1 protein-coding gene (running past one end of the window) is annotated in these 19,256 nt (G+C 69.0%); it reads right to left on the bottom strand.

Annotated features, from left to right (window positions below):
• A protein-coding gene (locus OG385_RS09660) for an EndoU domain-containing protein (RefSeq protein WP_266853690.1) crosses the window boundary here: on the bottom strand, positions 1–19,256 show its 5' portion. It extends 7,780 nt beyond the left edge of the window; 19,256 of the gene's 27,036 nt are visible here — the first part of the coding sequence; its start codon is at positions 19,254–19,256; its stop codon lies beyond the left edge, outside the window.

Raw genomic sequence — 19,256 nt, 5'->3', positions numbered from 1 at the left:
CCCTTGGTGTGCAGATACGACGAGAAGTGCGACCACTCGGAGAGCGGCACACCAATGTCCGTCATCTGCTTCACGAGCTGGCGCGTGGACCTCCCGAGGCCCAGTCGGGCGGCCAACTGGTTGAGTGAGTCGAGGGCCGTGCGGAGGGGGGTGGTCCCCTGCAGGGCGGCCGTGATGCTGGTGAGGTCGGAGGGCCGCAGTGTGAGGACCCCGGCCGCTGCCGCCAGGCGATGGGGGCTTACGACCGTGTCCGTGCCGGTGTTCGTGAGCGGGCTGGATGGTTCCTGGCTTCGGTATGGGGCCAACAACGCCCGTACGCCGGGCTCGTCGAGTATCCCGGCCGGGGTGTTGCGGTGCACGGAAGTCGTCACGTCCGACTCCCAGACCGATTTCAGGACCGGGTTCTGCTCGTGCTGCGGCTGCCCCTGCGGGCCCTGCCAGTCGGCCGGTAGCTCCGACACCGGCGGCAGCATGCCTCGAACGCTTTGCAGGAGGGCGTCCATGCCCGCTTCGTCGATGGAGTCGACCGTCATCAGGTCCGACAGGAGGGAGCTCAGGTCCCCGTCGTTCTGTGCGATCTTGACCAGCTCGGAGTCGTCCCCGAGTTCCATCGCGGGGTCTTCGGTCGGTGACAGTTCTATGTCGAAGGTGACCAGGCTCAGCTCGCGGTGTCTGTAGGGGGAGAGCCGATTGAAGTCGGCGGCCAGCTGCTCACGCAGGTCCGGCAGCATCTCGTCGCGCAGGTATTCGTGGAACTCGTCGGCCAGCGGGGGACGCTCCAGGACCCGGGTGATGTGGAGCCCCAGGGTGCCGTCCTCGTGGATCACCCGCTGGACGTGGAACGGCAGCGGCGTGCCGTCCGGTGTGTTCAAGGAGATCCGTACGGGATCGGTGACCGCGAGCACCTTGGCAGACATGGCCGAGATCAGCGGTTGGTCCGTCGAGGGCCGGGCCCACAGGTGTTCGCCGTCGCGGACGTATCCGTGCATCCTTACGCCGTCGTGCACGCCCTCCCAGAGATAGCCGCCCTCCGGGACCTCCACCCACGAACCGGCGTTGCGCGCGGTGCGGTGGGCTCCGGCTATCGCGTCCCGGAGAGTGGGCAGCGACCAGTGGTGGGGGAAGAGAAGCTGACCGGCGGCGGTCATGCCGTCGGGGTTGAACACGGTCCCGTTCTCCCGGTCGCCGAGCTGCCATTCGAGAGGCGGCGGGGAGCCCTTGGCGACGGCCTGCGCCGTCCGCCCCCGCAGGTTCGGGTCCTTGAACAGGACCGTGGCCCACTGGGTGCCGTTCGGGTGTGCGGGCCACAGCGGTTCGATGTGGACGCCGTGATGGCGCTGCGCGAAGGTCCCGGCCTCCTCCGGCAGCGTGTGGTGGACGCCGGTTCTGTCGGAGGTGGAGCCGTAGGTCAGGAAGCGCAGTGCGACGTCCCCGATCGCGGGATCGTCGGTGGGCTTGCGGGGTGGTGGCGGTTCGAGGTGGGTGGGCGGCTGAAGGCCGTTCTGGTCGGGGTGGGGTGCGAAGTCGATGATGGTGCCGATGGCGTCGGCGGTGCCCTTGATGCGTACGCCTTGGTAGACGCCGTCGAAGGTCTGGCGGCCTGAGCGTTCGGAGTCGGTGGTCAGGATGTTGGTCCTGACGTGGTCGAGGTAGACCTGGCGGGTGGCGTGCAGGGCTTCTTCGGGGCTCCAGTGGTCGGGGAACATCGTCTGGTCGCTGCCGTCGGGCCGTTTGCCCGCCTGGTAGGTGCCGTTGGGGTTGCGCGGTCCGGTCGCTTCGGGGCGGAACCGTCCGGCGGGGCCGCGCGGGGCGAGGAGGCCGGCGGCGCCGGTGCTGGGATTGCCGCGCAGGACCCGGTCCCGTACGTCGAGCGGGATGTGTGCCCTGGCCCCGTCGTGCGGGCCCGTGCCCACGCCGGGAGTGTGTGCCCAGGCGGCGTCGACCGCCGTGGAAAGCATCAGCAGGTCCCGCGGCACGACCCGAAGGTTCGGCGAGAGCCGATCGAAGGGAGGCAGGTTCATGTCGAACTGGATGAGCCCCGACTCGTCGATGTCGGGACCGGACATCAGCGAGTGGTCGTCGTGCACCGGGCGGAGCGGGATGCCCGCCTTGGCTTCGCGGTACTGGTCCTGGAAGCCGAGGAGATGGCCGGTCTCGTGCGCGATGACGTACGCCTTGTCCTCCGCGCCCTTCCCGATCTCGGAGACGTACCAGGTGCCACTGTTGTCGCGGCCGTCCCCGTCCGGGTCAGGGTGCAGCTCCACCGTGTGGTGCGCCTGCGCGGGAGTGTCGACGAACTCCACCTTCACCCGCAGCAGATCCCCGTTGGGGAGACGGTGTTTCGGGGCGTTGTAGTACGTGTCGATGCCGCGCTTCGCCATGTCCTTGGCGTTCGCGACGTGGTTCTCGTTGGCACCGGTCTGGAGGTCCAGATGGATACGGACCGTGATGTCGGAGCGCACACTGCCGTCGCTGAGCTCGGTGCGCTCGACGGAGAACCCGCGCTCCCAGACGGACGCGGCGGCCCCGCCCAGGTCCATGACCCGGTCACTGGGCGGGAGTACCTCCGCCGTACCCAGCGAACGGACGTCGGTGACCGGTGGGCGGGGGACCGAGGCGGAGGAGTGCGGGGGGATCTCGGCGATGGGGGTCGGGGCGACGGGGGCCGTGGGGACATCGGTGACGGCGTGGCCGGCGGCGGGTGTGGGCGTGGGTGCCGGGGCCCTGTGCGGGCTGGCGTGCGGCATGCGGAGCGGGACGTTCTGCGAGGCGTGCTGCTGAGTGGAGGACGACTGGGCGGGGTTCGGGGCCGTGGGCAGCGTCACGGGCGGGCCGTCGTCCTGATGCACGTCCCCCTCGTGCCACAAGTCCAGCAGCGTCAACTGCGCCTTGATGTCCGCGTCGCGCCTGGCCAGGGCCTTCTCCAGTTTCTGGGGTAGCGGTCCCGACCGATGGGCGAGTGCCACCATATGGAGCAGCTCGGCCTGGGGCTTCCCCGCCTTGCGCGGGTCGAAGTCCGCGGGCACCGGGTCGGTGCCGTCATTCGTTTCCAGACGCCAGTGCCCCACCAACTCTCGCAGTCGCTGATCCGGGAGGACGTCCAGGCCCAGGTGCGCGACCGTGGACCAGTGCATGAAGGAGCGGAACTCCTCCTCGGTGCGGGTGGATCGGCTGCCCAGCAGCTCGGCGGCGGCGTCGTCGAAGCGTCTGTGGTCACGGGCGAGGCGGGCGTCTTCCCGCTTTTCGCGCTCGCTGTCGAGTTCGGCTCGGACCTTCTGTCCCAGGGTCTCGGGTGACAGGGGTTGCTGCCAGAAAGGCTTGCGCTTGCCCAGGAGGGCGACGTCTTCCGTGCCTACTTTGAGGGCGTCGGCCAACCGCGTGAGATAGCGCGGATGCACGCCCAGCGCGTGCGCCTGGGCCGACGCCTCGGCCGAGACGTTCGGCACTGGATGGGCGCGTGAGTCGTCGAGCACCGGCTGGACCCATGTCCGGTCCAGGGCGACCATGTCGGACATCGAGGCCCTCTTGGTGTGCAGATACGAGGAGAAGTCCCACCACTCGGAGAGCGGCACATCGAGTTCTGTCATCCGCTTCACGAAGGGGCCTGTGGGCCCGGCATCCAGTCGGGCCGCCAGCTGGTTGAGTGCGTCGAGGGCCGGGCGGATGAGGGCGGAGCCCTTCAGGGCGCTCTCGATGCTGGTGAGGTCGGAGGGTTGCAGTCCGAGGGCGTCGGCCACCGCGGCCATGCGGTCGGTGTGTGTGCCTGCGCCCGCGTCCGCGCCGACGGTGTGTGTGTCTGCGCTCGTGTCGGTGGTGTTGGTGTCTGTGTTGGTGAGCGGGCTGGGCGGTTCCTGGCCTCGGTGCTGCGCCAACAACGCCTTGACTCCGGGCTCGTCGAGCAGTCCGGCCAGGGTGTTGCGGCGGACCGAAGTCGTCACGTCCGACGTCCAGGCCGGGTCCTGCTCGTGGTGCGGCTGCCCCTGCGGGCCCTGCCAGCCGGCCGGTAGCTCCGACACCGGCGGCAGCCGGTCGGCGGCCTCGCGCAGGAAGGTGTTCACGGCCTCCTGGTCGTTGAGGTCGAGCACCATCAGGTCCTGCACCATGTTCGGATTGAAGAAGTCCGTCGCGATGTTCGACAGCTCCGGGCTGTACTCGGTCATCGCCGGGTCGTCCGTCGGCGACAGCTCCACGGCAAAGGTGATCAGGCTCAGTTCGCGGTGTGCGAGTGGGTCGGGCCGGTTGAGTTCGGCGCCCACTTGCAGCTGTACCTCGCGCAGCGGCCCGGCCAGTTCGTTGCTCTGCTCCGGGGACAACGCCGGATGCGACAGCACCCGGGTGATGCGCATCCCCAGGGAGCCGTCCAGGTGGATTACCCGCTGGACACGGAACGGTGCCGGTGTGCTGCCCGGCCTGGGCATCTCGAAATCTACCGGGGGGGTGACCGCGAACACCTTGGGCGAGTGGTCCGGGGACGGTGGTTGGTCCGTCGAGGGCCGGGCCCACAGGTGTTCACCGTCGCGGACGTGGCCGTGCATCCGTACGCCGTCGTGCACGCCCTCCCAGAGGTAGCCGCCCTCCGGGACCTCCACCCATGAACCGTTGCCGCGCGCGTTGCGGTGGGCCTCGACGATCGAGTCCAAGAGCTGGGGCGTCGACCAGTCGGAGGGGAAGAGCAGATGGGGCGTGGCCACCTCGCCGTCGACGCCGACCATGGCGTCGTTCTCCCGGTCACCGCGGTGCAATGCGGGCGGCGGCGGGGTGCCGTTGGCGAGGGCCCGTACCGTCTGCTCCCGCAGGTTCGGGTCCTTGAACCAGACGGTGGCCCACTGGGTGCCGTTCGGGTGCGCAGGCCACAGCGGTTCGATGAAGACGCCGTGCTTGTTCTGCGCGAGGGCCCCGTTCGGGCCGGGCAGCGTGTAGTGGACGCCGGTTCTGTCGGCGGTGGAGCCGTAGGTCAGGAAGCGCGTGGCGACGTCCCCGAACGCGGGTTCGTCGGTGGGCTTGCGGGGTGGTGGCGGTTGGAGGTGGGTGGGCGGCTGAAGGCCGTTCTGGTCGGGGTGGGGTGCGAAGTCGATGATGGTGCCGGTGGTGCCGGCGGTGCCCTTGATGCGTACGCCTTGGTAGACGCCGTCGAAGGTCTGGCGGTTCGAGCGTTCGCGGTCGGTGGTCAGGCTGTTGGTCCTGACGTGGTCGAGGTAGACCTGGCGGGTGGCGTGCAGGGCTTCTTCGGGGCTCCAGTGGTCGGGGAACATCGTCTGGTCGCTGCCGTCGGGGCGCTTGCCCGCCTGGTAGGTGCCGTTGGGGTTGCGTGGTGTGGTGGGCTCAGGGCGTACGCGTCCCGAGGGACCGCGTGGGGCGAGAAGGCCGGTGGCGCCGGTGGTGGCGTTGCCGCGCAGGACTCGGTCCCGTACTTCGAGCGGGATGTGTGCCCTCGCCTTGTCGAGCGGTCCCGCGCCCACGCCGGGGGCGTGCGACCAGGCGGTGTCGACCGCGGTGGAGAGCAGCAGCAGGTCCCGCGGCACGATCCGCAGCGTCGGCGAGAGGGGATGGGTGGAGTGGATCCCGTGGTCCATGCTGAACTGGATGAGTCCCGCGTCGTCGGTGCCGTATCCGGACATCAGCGAGTGGTCGTCGTGCACCGGCCGGAGCGGACGGCCTGTCCTGGCCTCGCGGTACTGGTCCTGGAAGCCGAGGAGGTGGCCGGTCTCGTGCGCGATGACGTGTGACTTGTCGGCTGAGCCCGCCCCGCCCTCCGAGACGTACCAGGTGGCGCTGTTGTCGCGGCCCGTGCCGTCCGGGTCCGGATGCAGCGCCACCTTGCGGTGTGCCTGCGCGGGGTTGTCGACGAACTCCAGCTCCACGTGCAGGAGATCACCGTTGGGGAGACGGTGCTTCGGGGCGTTGTAGTACGTGTCGATGCCGCGCTTCGCCATGTCCTTGGCGTTCGCGACGTGCTTCTCGTTGGCACCGGGCTGGAGGTCCAGATGGATACGGACCGTGATGTCGGAACGCACACTGCCGTCGCTCAGCTCGGTGCGCTCGACGGCGAAACCGCGCTCCCAGACGGATGCGGCGGCCCCGCCCTTCGCCACGGTCCGCATACTGGGCCGCTCGATCTCGGCCGTGCCCAGCGACCTTTCGGGGCGGGGGACCGAGGCGGAGGGGCGCGGGGGGATCTCGGCGACGGAGTAGTCGACGCCGGGTGTCGGGGCGTGGACGGGTGCGGTGGTCTCGTGCAGGGTGGTGAGGTGCGGGGACGAGTGGGGCCGGTGCGGGCTCGGGGTCATCACGATGTCCCCGTCCCAGTCCATCTGGTCGGCATCGCCCATCACGATGTCCTCGTCGAAGACCGTGTGCGTCGGCGTTGCCGGGTGGGAGGAAGGGGTCTGCGCCCCCGGAGTGGCGGGGGTCATGGGGTTCTCGGACCACAGCTGGGCGAGCCGCTGCTCCATTTCGGCGCGGTGGTCCGTGACGTAGGGATCCAGCTGAGCCAGGCGTTCCTGCGCGCTGCTGAGCGCCACCGGGTCCTGGGCCCGGTTCGCCCTGATGACCGCGAACTCGGCCATGTTGCGCTGGTGTTCCACCTCGTACAGCTCGCTCCGGTGGTCAGCGAGATCGAAGCCGGGCGGGGGCGGCACGATGTCCCTGACCGCCGACCAGTTGCCGATCAGGAAGTCCAGCTCGGCTGTCGTGAAGTGCCGCAGACCTTCGAGAGACATCCTGCTCCAGTGCAGGAAGCCGTGGTAGTCGAGGTCGGGATCGCCGGTCTCGTTACGGTCCTCGCCGAGGAGGTCGTCGGCGAGCTCGTCGAACCGCTCCCGGTCGATCTCGGCGCGGAGCTCCTCGATCTCCGTGCGGTGCCCTGCCAGATACTCCAGCGCCAGTTCCTCGGGGGTGGCGGGGCGCTGCCAGAAGTCGGCGTCCATGTTCAGCCGGGTGATGTCCGAAGGGGAGTACAGCCGAAGGGCGTCGGCGAGCCGGGTCAGGGCGAGCGGATGTACGCCCAGCTCGTGGGCGGTGGCGTCGGTGACGGCGTCGGTGTCCACCACCTCGGTGCGCTGCCACTCGTCGATGCGCTGCCGGCTCTGCTGCAGGTCCGGGCCCAGCAGGCTGCGCATGCTCTCGCCCTGGCTGTGCTGGAAGGTCGACAGGTCCCACCAGTCGTCGGCGGAGACCCCGAGTTCCGACATCCGCCGGACGAATTCGCCGAGCTGCGGTCCCGCGTCGAGCCGCGTCGCCAGCGTTTGCAGGGTGTGCAGCGCCTCGCTCGGCGTGACGGACTGGTGCAGTACGGGCAGAACGCTGCGCAGATAGGTGGGGTGCAGGCCCAACGCCCCTGATATGGCGGCCAGATGGACCGGGTTGACCGGGGTGACGTTGCTGGTCAGGTCGACCGGGGCGTGGTTGCCCGGCTGAGGGGCCGGGGCCTGCGGGTGCCCGGCCGGGGCTGCCGGCTGCGGCACCCTGACGATCTCGGCGCCGAGGACGACCAGCGAGGTGCTGCTGACGCGGGTGGTGAGCTGTACGCCCGGTTCGGGCGTGGTGACGATGGTGAGTGCGCCCGGCTGGTGCGGGTCGGGGGTGCGTGGTGCGCTGCTGCGGGCTGCCCGCAGTGCGGCCAGTCGCAGTCGGTCCGGGGTCCAACCGTCCGGGAGCTGGTCGTCCGGGGTCCGGGTGTAGCCGGGCGCGAATTCGTCCTCGGTAAGGGCGGCGAGCGCTGCCTCGGTCGATTCCTTGGTGACGTGCGGGGCGTGGTCCTGGGACCGGCGGGCGGCCAGCAGTTCCAGTACACCGGGTTCGTCGAAGAGCCCGGCGTGCGTGTTGCGGCGCAGCGCGGCTTCGACGTCCGCTGTGAGCAGCGGGCTCGGTGTCCCGCCCTGCTGCTGGTTCGGGGGATTCCAGGAGTGGGTGGACCGGGGCGTCGGGCGGCGGTGTTCGAGGACCTGGCGTACGAGGTCCTGGCGGCCCGCGTCCGGGTCCACGTCGAAGCCCAGCAACCGGGCCGCGGCGTCTTCGGCGCTGTGCAGGGACAGCGTTCCGATGTCGGCGCCGTCCTCCGACGGGTTGTTCCTGCTCGTCGGCCGGAGCTCCACGGTGAACCGGGTCTTGGGGAGCCGGCCGTTCTCCTTGCTCTCCTCCCCGGAGTTGTAGGTGTCGTCGATGTGATCCTGTACGTCGGACAGCTTCTCGCGCAGTTCGGTGAGGGCCCCCGGGTCCATGCCCCTCGAATACCGGACGACCCGGGTGAGGTTCAGCCCGCGGTCGCCGTTGGTGAACACCACGTGCGACGCACGGAACTCGGCAAGTCCGCCGGACGCCCTGGTGAACGTCATCGGGGTCTCGGAGGTGGTCGCCGCGATGTCGTGCGCGTCCCACTCCGGGTGCGGCTGGAAGCGGGTCGGACGGAACCAGCGGTGCTCGCCGTCCTTCACGACCCCCTGCATCCGGACGCCGCCCGCCGAGCCCTCCCACAGGTAGCCGCCGTCGGGCAGTACTTCGAAGAGGCCGTTGGCCAGGGCGTTGTTGTGCGCGTCCCGTACGGCCTCGCGCAGATCACCGGGGGCCCACTCCTCGGGGAACAGCATCCGCGGATTGGTGCCCCAGCCGTCCTGGCCGACCCCGTCGGGCGAGTCGCCGTCGCCGACCTTCAGAGTCTTCGGCCCGGGTCCCGTCGGCGGGTTCCGGAACCACACCTCGGCCCGGCGCACGCCGTTGAAATCGGGGTCCGTCAGCTTCTCGAAGATGATTCCGCGGTCCGTCTGGGCCAGCTCGCGCCGGTCCTCGCTGTGCGCGTACTGCACCCCGGTCAGCGTCGGGACGTCGCCGCGCAGCATGAAGCGCATGGAGGCGTCGCTGAACGCGGGCTCGTCGGTGAGCTTGCGGGGCGGTGGCGGTTCGAGGTGGGTGGGCGGCTGAAGGCCGCTCTGGTCGGGGTGGGGTGCGAAGTCGATGATGGTGCCGATGGCGTCGGCGGTGCCCTTGATGCGTACGCCCTGGTACACACCGTCGAAGGTCTGGCGGCCTGAGCGTTCGGTGTCCGTCCTCAGGCTGCCGGTCCTGACATGGTCGAGGTACACCTGGCGGGTCGCGTGGAGGACTTCGTCGGGGCTCCAGTGGTCCGGGAACATCGTCTGGACGGTGCCGTCGGGGCGTTTGCCCGCCCGGTAGGTGCCGTTGGGGTTCAGCGGTCCGGTGGCTTCGGGGCGGAAGCGTCCGGACGGGCCGCGTGGGGCGAGCAGACCGTTGGCGCCGGTGCCGGCATTGCCACGCAGCACTCGTTCGCGTACGTCGAGCGGGATGTGTGCCCTGGCCTTGTCGTGCGGGGCCGCGCCCGCGCCCGGAGTGTGCGACCAGGCGGCGTCCACGGCCGTGGAGAGCAGCAGCAGATCTCGCGGCATGATCCGCAGCGACGGCGAGAGGGTGTGGTCGGACGTCATGTGGTCCATGTCGAACTGCACGCGTCCCGATGCGTCGATGCCGTAACCGGACATCAGCGAGTGGTCGTCGTACACCGGCCGGAACGGACGGCCCTGCTTGGCCTCGCGGTACTGGTCCTGGAAGCCGAGGAGGTGGCCGGTCTCGTGCGCGATGACGTACGACTTGTCGATCGAGCCCGCCCCGCCCTCCGAGACGTACCAGGTGGCGCTGTTGTCGCGGCCCGTGCCGTCCGGGTCCGGGTGCAGCTTCACCTTTCGGTGCGCGTCTGCGGGATCGAAGACGAACTCCAGCTTCACCTGGAGCAGATCACCGTTCGGGAGACGGTGTTTCGGGTCGTTGTAGTACGTGTCGATGCCGCGCTTCGCCATTGCTTTGGCGTTCGCCACGTGGTTCGCGTTGGCACCCGGCTGCACGTCCAGATGGATGCGCACCGTGACGTCGGAGCGCACACTGCCGTCGCTGAGCAGGGTGCGCTCCACGGCGAACCCGCGCTCCCAGACGGACGCGGCGGCCCCGCCCTCGTCCATGGTCCGGTCACTGGGCGGCAGGATCTCGGCCGTGCCCAGCGAACTGACGTCGGCGATCGGATGGGGGGCCGTGGCCGAGCGGTGCGGGGGGATTTCGACGACGGAGTAGTCGGCGGTGAGCGTGGGCGTGGCGGCAGGCTTGTGCAGGGGAACGGGTGCCGGGGCCTCCAGCGGGCCGGTGTGCCGCGTGTGGAGCGGGGCGTTCGGCGAGGCACCCGGGACACGGAACGATTCGGTCCGCGGACGGGCGGTCGGCTCCGTCGTCCCGTCGAAGTGCGAGCCGTTCTGCTGAAGGTGTACGGAGAGCGGTGCACCACCCCCGGGCGGGGGCCGGAACCGGTCCGACCCGCCGGGGTTACCGCCGGACGGCGCGGTGTGCACGGTGAGGTCCACCCCGAAGGTATCGGCCAGCAGCGGCAGGAAGCTCTGGGACCAGGGGGAGTCCCCGCTGTGTTCCCACGCGGCGACGGCCGTCTTCACCTCCTTGAACATGAGGTTCACGGCCCGGTACATGGCGCGTCGGTTGCCCTGGGTGAACTGCGGGACGAGGTGGGGCATCCGCATGGCGAGCCCGCGGGCGCCCAGCTCCACCACATGGGCGTGCACGGCCTCCTTCATGCCGAGCACCAGCGTGTGCAGGTCCTGGTGGTGCTCGACGTCGGACGCGGCCGAGGCAGTGGCGCGCAGCTCGTCCGGGGAGCCGACCAGGTTCCGCAGTTTCTGACCGAGGTGGGGGAGCTTCGGAGCGACTGCCGAGGGCGCGCTGACCAGCAGCGAAGTGAGCTGCGAATAGCCGTCGTCCGGCACCTTGACCACCGGGCGGGGCGTACCCGGCACGGGTTCGAGGTCGGACCCGCCGTCGGAGACCGAGTCGTCGTCGGAGACCGATTCGTTGTCGGACGGCGGGTCCTGCGGCGGCCTCAGGTCCTGGGTCTGGTCCACATAGCGGTAGTGGCCGTCCTTCAGCAGCAGTTCGACGCCGCGGTTGCCCGGGTTGCCCGTCGCCTCGCTGCCGTTGGGCATGAACGTATGACGTCTGCCGCCCACCATCACCGTCACCGGAACCCCGAACAGCTGGGCAGCCAGCGGCGGATACAGGTCACCCGCGCTGTCCTTGGCAGCGGACTCCTCGTTGGCGGGCCGCGTCGTCTGCGACGCGGCGAGCGAGGTCCGCTGCTCCGGGGTCAGTACCGCACGGTGGTTCTCGGTCGGGCGGCCCGCCGAGTGCGGAATCCACTTGCCCTCGGTGTACTCCCGGCCCTGCGGGGTGGACCTGTCCAGCAGGGTGTCCAGCCCGGCCGCGCGGATCTCGTCGGGCTCGAACTTGTCGGTGAGGTCCGGGTGGATGTAGTCCGCCAGGGGGTTGGGACTGTCCCTGTCCTCGCGGAGGTTCTTGCCGAACAGCGTGCGCAACTCGTTCACCGTATCGGTGAGGTCGTGGCCCTTCGGGACGGTGATGCCCTGCGTGGTCAGCAGGTCCGGATCGATCCGGACCAGGTGTGCGGCCAGGTGGTGGAAGAAGCCGTTGCCGTCCTTCGTGGTCGGACCGACCTCGTGGATCTCCCCGGACACCACGTTCTTCAGGCTGGTGACTTCACCGGCGTCGTTCGTGAACTCCTCGTACTCGGCGCCGTGTTCGGGCTTCTCCACACCGTGGTCGTGCTCCACGGTCGCGTCGTACGCCAGCGACTCGGGCGCCGTGCCGGTGCGCTCGTTCTCCGGGAGCCGGTGCCAGTCGTTGAGGGCGTCGGCGGCCGACCGCAGATTGCGGTAGTGCTCGCCCGCGTCCCGCAGCTTCTGGGTCAGCGACTCCAGCTTCGGCCGGACCGTCTCCCGTGCCGCGTTCAGTTCGGCGTTCGCCGTGTCCAGCGCCTGCTGGGCCGCTTGCCGGGCCTCGGGGGTGGTCGCCACGTCCAGCCGGTGCTGCGCGTCCTGCACCACGAAGGCCAGGTCGGTCAGCGGGCGGTAGGTGCTCCAGTACGCGTCGTGGTTGGCCTTCCAGGTCTTCCACCCCTTGGCCACGTCGTCCCACTGGCTGGACAGCGCCGCGGGGTGGTTCTGGTCGGTGATGAGCCCCAGATCCCGGGCCACGTCCTCGCGGATCCAGGCGAGCACATCGGTGTCCGTCTCACCGGCCTGGAGGCCCGGCGGGTCGTAGCCTTCCCAGGTCAGCCCGCGAGTGGCCACCTGGCCGAACGAGCTGTCCTTGAAGTGGCGGTGCACCCCGGCGACGGCCAGCCACTTCGTGGGTACGGAGAAGAGGAAGGCCCGCCCGGTGTCCGGCTTCATATTGATCTTGGCGGCGGTCGCCTCGTTGAACTTGTACTCCTCCGACGAGCCGACGCCCGGCGCGATGACCGGGGTGATCTGGTAGGTCGTATTGTGCGAGTCGGCCCCGATGGCGTCACCGCCCAGCCCGCCGTTCTTGCCGTGGACCTGCCCCTCACCCACGTCGAAGCTCTCACCGGTGCCGGTGGCGAACTCCATCCGCACATCGGCCGTCGCGAGCAGTTTGGCCCCCGACAGGTCGAAGGCCGGGTGGAGTTGGAGTGAGCCCGTGGAGCCGCCGATGAGGGTGTCGTCGACCAGACCGAGCGGCTGGTAGCCGTTCTCGCCGAGTGCCGAACCGTCGATGAGCGAACCGGTCAGGGACAGCTCGTTGGTGCCGGCGGTCAGGGTGTCGCCGCCGCCCTTGCCGGGCGACAGCAGCTTGACGTTCGCGGCCTTGGCGCGGGCCTGGGCCAGCTGGTCACCGGTGAGTACCCCGTGGGTCTCCGGGCCCTTGCCCGCGTGACCGCCGTTGAGGTGCGGGGTCTGGGCCTTCGCCAGGGTGATGTGGGCCAGCGCCTCGACATTCTCCGAGCCGAGTACCCGTGTGAAGTGCACCCCGTTGCTGGGGACCAGCCCGGCGGGGCGGTTGTCGCCGGACACGTGCTGGGCGAGGTGCCGGCTGATCCTGTCAGGCGTCGCGTTGGCCGACTGCCACACGTCCACGGAGGCGGGCGGCGGTGTGTACACATCGCCCTCGGTCTCCCCGCCCGGCTTGAGCAGCGCCAGTGGCTCCTGGCTCCTCGCGCTGCCCGCGGGCCAGGTGTGTTCCAGTACGACATCGCCCTTGTTGTCCAGGACCGTGACCACGACGTCGTACGAGGTGGAGACGGTGGCGAGCGGGCCGGGGATGACCGTCACCTGTGCCACGGTGTCCGACTCCGAGCTGCTGTGGCCACCGCTCGTTCCCGTCGAGCCGCTGGAGTTCCCCAGCGGGCCGCCCGACGAACCGTTCGGCCCGGTGATGCGTTCGGTGATGTTCGCGGAAAGGCCGCGGGAACGGGTGACGCCCCGCGAATCGGTGGTGCTGGTGGTGACGGACTGACCGCTCTCCACATCGCCGAAGCCGAAGTCCTCGACGCTCCGCGCGCCGGGGACCTGCTTCACCGTCACCCGGTATTCCTTGCCCCCGAGCGGGAGACTCTCGGTGAAACCGCGCCAGGGCGCACGGCCCCGGTACTGCTGCGGAATACCGGACTCGACCATGGCCTGCCCGTGCCGTTCGGACAGCAGTGTCCTGATGGACTCCAGGCTGTTGCGGGTGAACCGCAGATTGCGCAGGCTCCGCATGAACTGCGCACGGTTCGCGTCCGGACCGCTCGGCGCCGACACCGGGACGACCCCGAGCGGACTCTCCTTGAACCACGAGGAGTGCGACCAGGCCCCGGCCCCTTCGGCGAGCCTGGGCACCTGCGTGATACCGGTGTTGAACAGGTTCAGCGCGTGGGCCGCCTGTTCGGAGACCAGTCCGCGCCAGCCATTCGCCTTGTCCACCAGCTGCCCGGTCCATGCGGGCAGCTTCGAGCGGAACGGGGTGAGGGCGCCGAGCTTGTCGGCGGACATCTCGACCCGGTACTCGGCGTTCGCAGCGACCGGCACCCACTGACCGTTCTCCGGAACGATGTTGACGGACCGGCTGTTGGTCCGGCCGCCGCCCGTCGAGGTCATGCTGGAGCGCGAGTACGGAGTGGCACCGAAGCCGTAACGCGTCGTGGTGGGCACGCTCGTGTGCTGCGCGGGGAAGTGCCCGGCGTTCAGGTCGAACGACAGCACCCAGCCCTTGCCGTCCCCTCCCGACACCGCCAGGTCCAGGCTGTTGTTCAGCTCCGGCTTGAGATCGACGGGGCCGCCCACGGCGGTCGGGTTCCCACGCCGTCCGACGAGGCGGATGTCGCCCGTCGCGCCGTACAGGAATCCGGGGGCGCGTACGTCGTTGAGCTGCTTGCCCGTCGGGGAGAACACCTGGTCGGAGTCGGCGGTCAGCGACATCGAGCCGAGGGCGTTCTTCATCCGCTGGTGCTGGCTGGTCCCCTCGGTCGTCAGCGACCACTCACCGCGGGTCGCCCGGTTCGCGACCAGCGGCCCCGCCTCCTGGAGGTGATGGTCCGTCGGCACGTACTGGGTGATCACCGGGATGTTCTTGAGCGTGTCCGCGCGCTGCCACGCCGACGGCGCCCACAGGTCCTCGGTCTCGTCCTGTGTCAGCTCCCTGGTGGTGGTCGCGTGTTCGACGGCGTACGGGTTGGCCGCGCCCTCCGCATGCGGGTCGACCTTCGGCATGTACTGCTCCGACAGATGGAGCATCACGCTGAAGTCCCCGAGCGTGGCCCCGGGACCGCCCACGGTGACCGGCTCGTGGATCTTGCGCCCCGCTCGGCCGAGTGTGAGGGCCCGGTACGTCGCGTGCCACTGGTGCACACCCACCAGCTCGGCCGTGAACCGGCCGGTCGCCGAGAAGGAATGCACCCCGGCCGGGGAGGCCGTCACGTCCTCGCGGCCGGCGGTGAACACGGTGCCGTTGCTCCGGGTGTGCTGGCGGCTCGCGCCCGCCCTGGCCCCCAGCACGCCGATATGGTCCGGCGTGCCCTTACGGAACGTCTCGTTCGAGCGCAGTTCGACAGTGCCGCCCGCCTGGGCCCCGAAGGTGTGCGTGGTGCTGTGGGCGTTGCCCACGCGCTCACCGGCGTTGTTGTTCTGGCGGGTCATCCGGTCACGGTCGGTGCCCTGGTAGACCGGCCGGTCGAGCTCGGCCTTCAGGTTCAGCGAGAAGAGGTTTTCCTTGGTGAGGTTGCGGCCGAACAGCTTGACGGACAGCCCGTCGTGGGCGAGTTCGTTGAGCGTCGTCGCCAGGTTCCGTTCGTCGAACTTGGCCATGATGATGCGGGTGTTGGCCTGCGCCCGGCTCCGTTCGCCGCTGATGGCCTGCAGGAACTTCGTCAGTTGGCCGCGTGGATCGGCGCTGTTCCCGTCCGGACGCGGGGCGACCAGCACCGAGTCGCCGTGCGTCCGGTTGATCCAGTCGAGTACCCGGTCGACGAGTACGTTCGGGGACGCCGGGTCCGTGGCGTGAGTGTTGTCGATGACGAGGTCGGTGGCCCTGGTGTGCGTCAGGTCGTAGTCGCCGTTGCGCCAGTGCGCGGGCAGCGGCGGCTCGCTCCCCTCGGGACGGGTATGCGTGTCGGGGTCCCAGCCCGCCCGCTCGCGCGCCTCGCGCACCGGCAGCCGTACGAGACTCCAGGTGTCGAGGGTGTGCGTCTCGCCCTCGAAGGTGACGGGGACCTGGAGCTCCTGGAGGTAGAGGGCCGTGTCGCTGCCCTTCACCCGCCCGGTGATCTTGCGGCCCACGTTGCCGCCCTGGAGCGAGACCTCGCTGGAGTCGTGGCTGTAGTGCAGGGTCAGCCCGAGCTGCATGAAGATGTGCGGCGCCTGATCGGTCGGGATGGCGAACCGCGAACCGCCGAAGAAGGCCACCACGTAACGCCGGTTGTCCTGGACCAGGACCTCGTTCTTCACGGTGATGGCATCCGTGATGCGCATCTCGGCGTCGCCCACGACCTCGATCAGATGGTGCTCGCCGGATATCGCCTTGCCCACCTGGAAGGTGCCTGCGGACTGGCCGTTGCGCCTGCGCACGTCGAGTGGCGCCAGCGGTCCGCGGGCGATCTCGTCGGACCTGCTGTGGAAGTGGTCCGAGCTGAAGTAGTCGCTGAGCTGCTTGTGCTTGTACCCGCCGGGCCTGGCGTCGAGCTTCTGGACCGCCCAGTCGAAGACCGACTTCACCGGCCCGAAGCCCTCGGTGCTCGGCGAGCCGGGGCGCGCGCCGGGCGGCGGGGTGAAGTTGTGCGGTACGCGCAGCTCCGACTCCTTGGGCACGGCGGAGTCCTTGGAGACCCGGGTCGTCATCCCGTTCTTGACGCCCGTTCCGAAGGCGTCGATCCGCTCGTCCGGGTGGAACTCGACCTTGTAGTAGACGTCCTGGTGGAAGGACTCGCTGCCGCCCGTCGTGCGCGTCTCACGCTGGAACGAACGCTGGTCGTGGCTGCCGATCACATGCTTCTGGTTGTGACTGGCGCTCCCGCGGAGGTCGAACAGCATCCGGGCGTCGGAGGGCAGCGCCCCGGCGGCGAGTCCCAGCTGGAGACCGGTGCCCCGGGACGTGCCGGTGTTCGTACCGGTCTGCTGCTGGAGCTGCTGGGAGGTGTCCAGCTTGTGCGGGTCGCGGGCGTCGGAATCCGGGTGGTGGGTCCACCTGTCGGCGTACGGGACGGCCGTGACGGTCATCACGGTCCGCTTCGCCTTGGTGAGACTCGTCCCGAGGAAGGGGACGCTGTGCTTGACGACGAACCGGCGGCCGTCGCCGAGGAACGAGCCCGGGTGCCGGGCCAGTTCGTCGTCGATCTCCTTGATCACGGATTCATCGGCCCGGTCGCCGGTGCGCTTGAGACTGAGCGCGGCGTTGAGTTTGTCGTGGAGCGTGCGACCGATGCTCCTGCCGCCCGGCTGAAGCAGCTTGGTGCTGCTGTGGCCTGCGGTGGAGCCGGTGGGGAGCGGACGCTCAGCGGGGCGGGGATGCGTGGCGTTCGGCTTGACGTACTGACTCACGTCATGCTGCCAGAGCGGCGGACGGGGGGAGCCCGCGGTGGTCTCTCCGGGCCTGTTCGCGGCGGTGGGGGGCGTCAGGGTGTCGTCGTGCTCGGGGCCGCCGGCCGGGCTTTCTTCGTTGTTCTGCTGATTGACCTGCTGATTGACCTGCTGATTGACCTGTTGGGTGTTCTGTTCGGTGATCTGGTTGTTGGCCTGGTCGTTGTTCTGCTGATCGGTGTGCTGGTTGTTCTGGAGCTGATCCGTGTCGAGTGCCGAGTTGTTCTGGTGCTCGGTGGAGACGGTGTTGGTGTGGGACAGCGGCCTCGGAGGGGGCGTCTCCGAGACCGTCTCGTCAACCGTCTCGTTGACATGGACCGTCTCGGTCACCGTCTCCGTGACGTTGTTCGCCGTCGACTCCGGGGCCGTGACCAATTCGTTGTTCGGCGTGAGCGACGAGTCGAAGTCGGTGGAAGTGGTCTGGGTCGAAGTCGGGCGCGGCAGGGGCTTCAGCTCGATACTGCTGCTTCCTTCGCCGTTGTTCGGCAGAAGGGGGGACTGGTTCGGACGGCGGGACGGGGGCGCCGCATTGGGGAGGTGGGGCGATGACGAGGGTGTGGACGACAGGTTCGGCGAGGTGGTCGATGCCGTGTTGGCGTGGGGCACGGAAGCGACCGGTGCTACCTGCGAGACGGGAGCGATCGGCGTCACCGGGGCCTCGGACTCGTTCCGGGAGTCCGAAGTGTTCGTGTGCTGAACGTCGTTCGTGTGCTGAACGTCGTTCGAGTGGTTGACCGTGTGGACCGTCGTGTTCGAGGAGCTCGTCGGCACAGGTGTCACCGGCGTCACCGAGTCATGGGACGTGTCGTCGGTGGTGTTGCTGTACAGCGACTCCGTGTCGCTCACATCGAGATAGTCGAGGTGATCGTCCAGCTGCCCGTCCAGGTTCTTGTCCAGGCCCTTGGGCGGGTCCAGGTCGAAGTTCTTGTCCAGGCCCTTGTCGAACCCACCGTCGAGTCCCGATGTGTCGAAGTGGTGGGACATGGCATGCACGACGGGGTGGACGAGATAGACGTGCCCGCCGTGACTCAGTCCGCCGGTCAGCATGCCCGCGACGAAGGTGTCCCACGACGTGGAGAAGCCGTCCTGGTAGATCAGGTTGTAGAAACCCTCACCGAGGTTCTGGCCTATGGACTCGACGAGCAGCCCACTGCCGACCATGCCCAGCCGGAAGCGCTTGTTGCCCTGGAAACCCATGTGCATCAGGGTCTGGGGCATGTCGTGGGCGAGCACCTTCAGCGCGTTCTTGTCGAGCGTGCTGCCCAGTTCCCTGGTGAGTTCCTTGCTGAGTGCTTCCGCCGCCCCCTTGGCCGGGCCCGACCAGTGCTCCGTGACGGTCTTGGCCCAGGTCTTGCCGATCTGACGGGACTCCTCCTTCGTCAGCCCGTTGATGGGGGATTTGGCGAACTCCTTGCCCATGTTCTTGATGAAGTTCTCGGTCGTGGCCTTGGCGCCCTCCTTCCCACCGAGCTTGGTGAAGCCCTTGGTGAGGCTGAGGTCGTGGTCGCTCAGCAGCTTGGCCACGTTCTTGGCCAGGTCACTGGCTCCGCCCTTGCCCCCGACCTTCTCCAGGGTCTTGAAGAGCGTCGTCAGCTCCGTGGTGAGGAGCTTCGACAGACCCTTGCCGAGCTTGTTGCCCAGCCACTTGCCGATCCCCGGGGCGAGCAGGCTGAGCGGCCCGGTGACCAGGCCCTGGATCGCGCCGAACTTGACCGCGTCCAGCAGTAGTTTGTTGTCGAACTTGTCCCGGTTGCCCTGGCCGATCTGGACCAGCTGGATGATGCGGTCCATCGCGATGCCCATGCCGACCCCGAGGGCGACGTGCTGGGCGATCCTCTTGAGCAGCTCCTTGATCAGCATCTTGAGGAACACCCGGGTGAAGAGCGTGCGCCAGCTCAGCCCCTCCAGCAGCGCCTCACCGAAGCCGGGCACCCACGAGAACGCCATGGCGTACATGAACTCGGCCAGCAGCTCGATGAGCTGGGCGAGCATCATCCATTTCGTGTACTCGGCCTGGTTCGCCGTGTCCCGGGCGGTCTTCGCCATTTGCTGGGACTGCTCCGCCGCCGCATCGAGGAACGAGTTGTCGCCGCCCGCGATGACCTGGCCCAGATTGAGGAACGCGGTGGCCGCGTCGCCCTCGAAGTTCTGCCGGATGCTCTGGAGCAGCTGTACGAGCTGGTCGTCGAGCTGCTTGTAGTCGTTGCCCACGGAGTCGTAGAGATCCGCTGCGTTGCGGAGCTCGTCCTCGTTGGCCTGTGGCCACTTCATGCCCGTGAGGGCATGCATGATCCACTCGATCGCGGGGGAGGGCGTCAGCAT

Origin of the sequence: Streptomyces sp. NBC_01306, from assembly GCF_026340465.1 — a bacterium.
GTDB lineage: Bacteria > Actinomycetota > Actinomycetes > Streptomycetales > Streptomycetaceae > Streptomyces.
The sequence above is the reverse complement of the archived record's forward strand: the minus strand, read 5'-3'. Positions and strand labels throughout refer to the sequence as shown.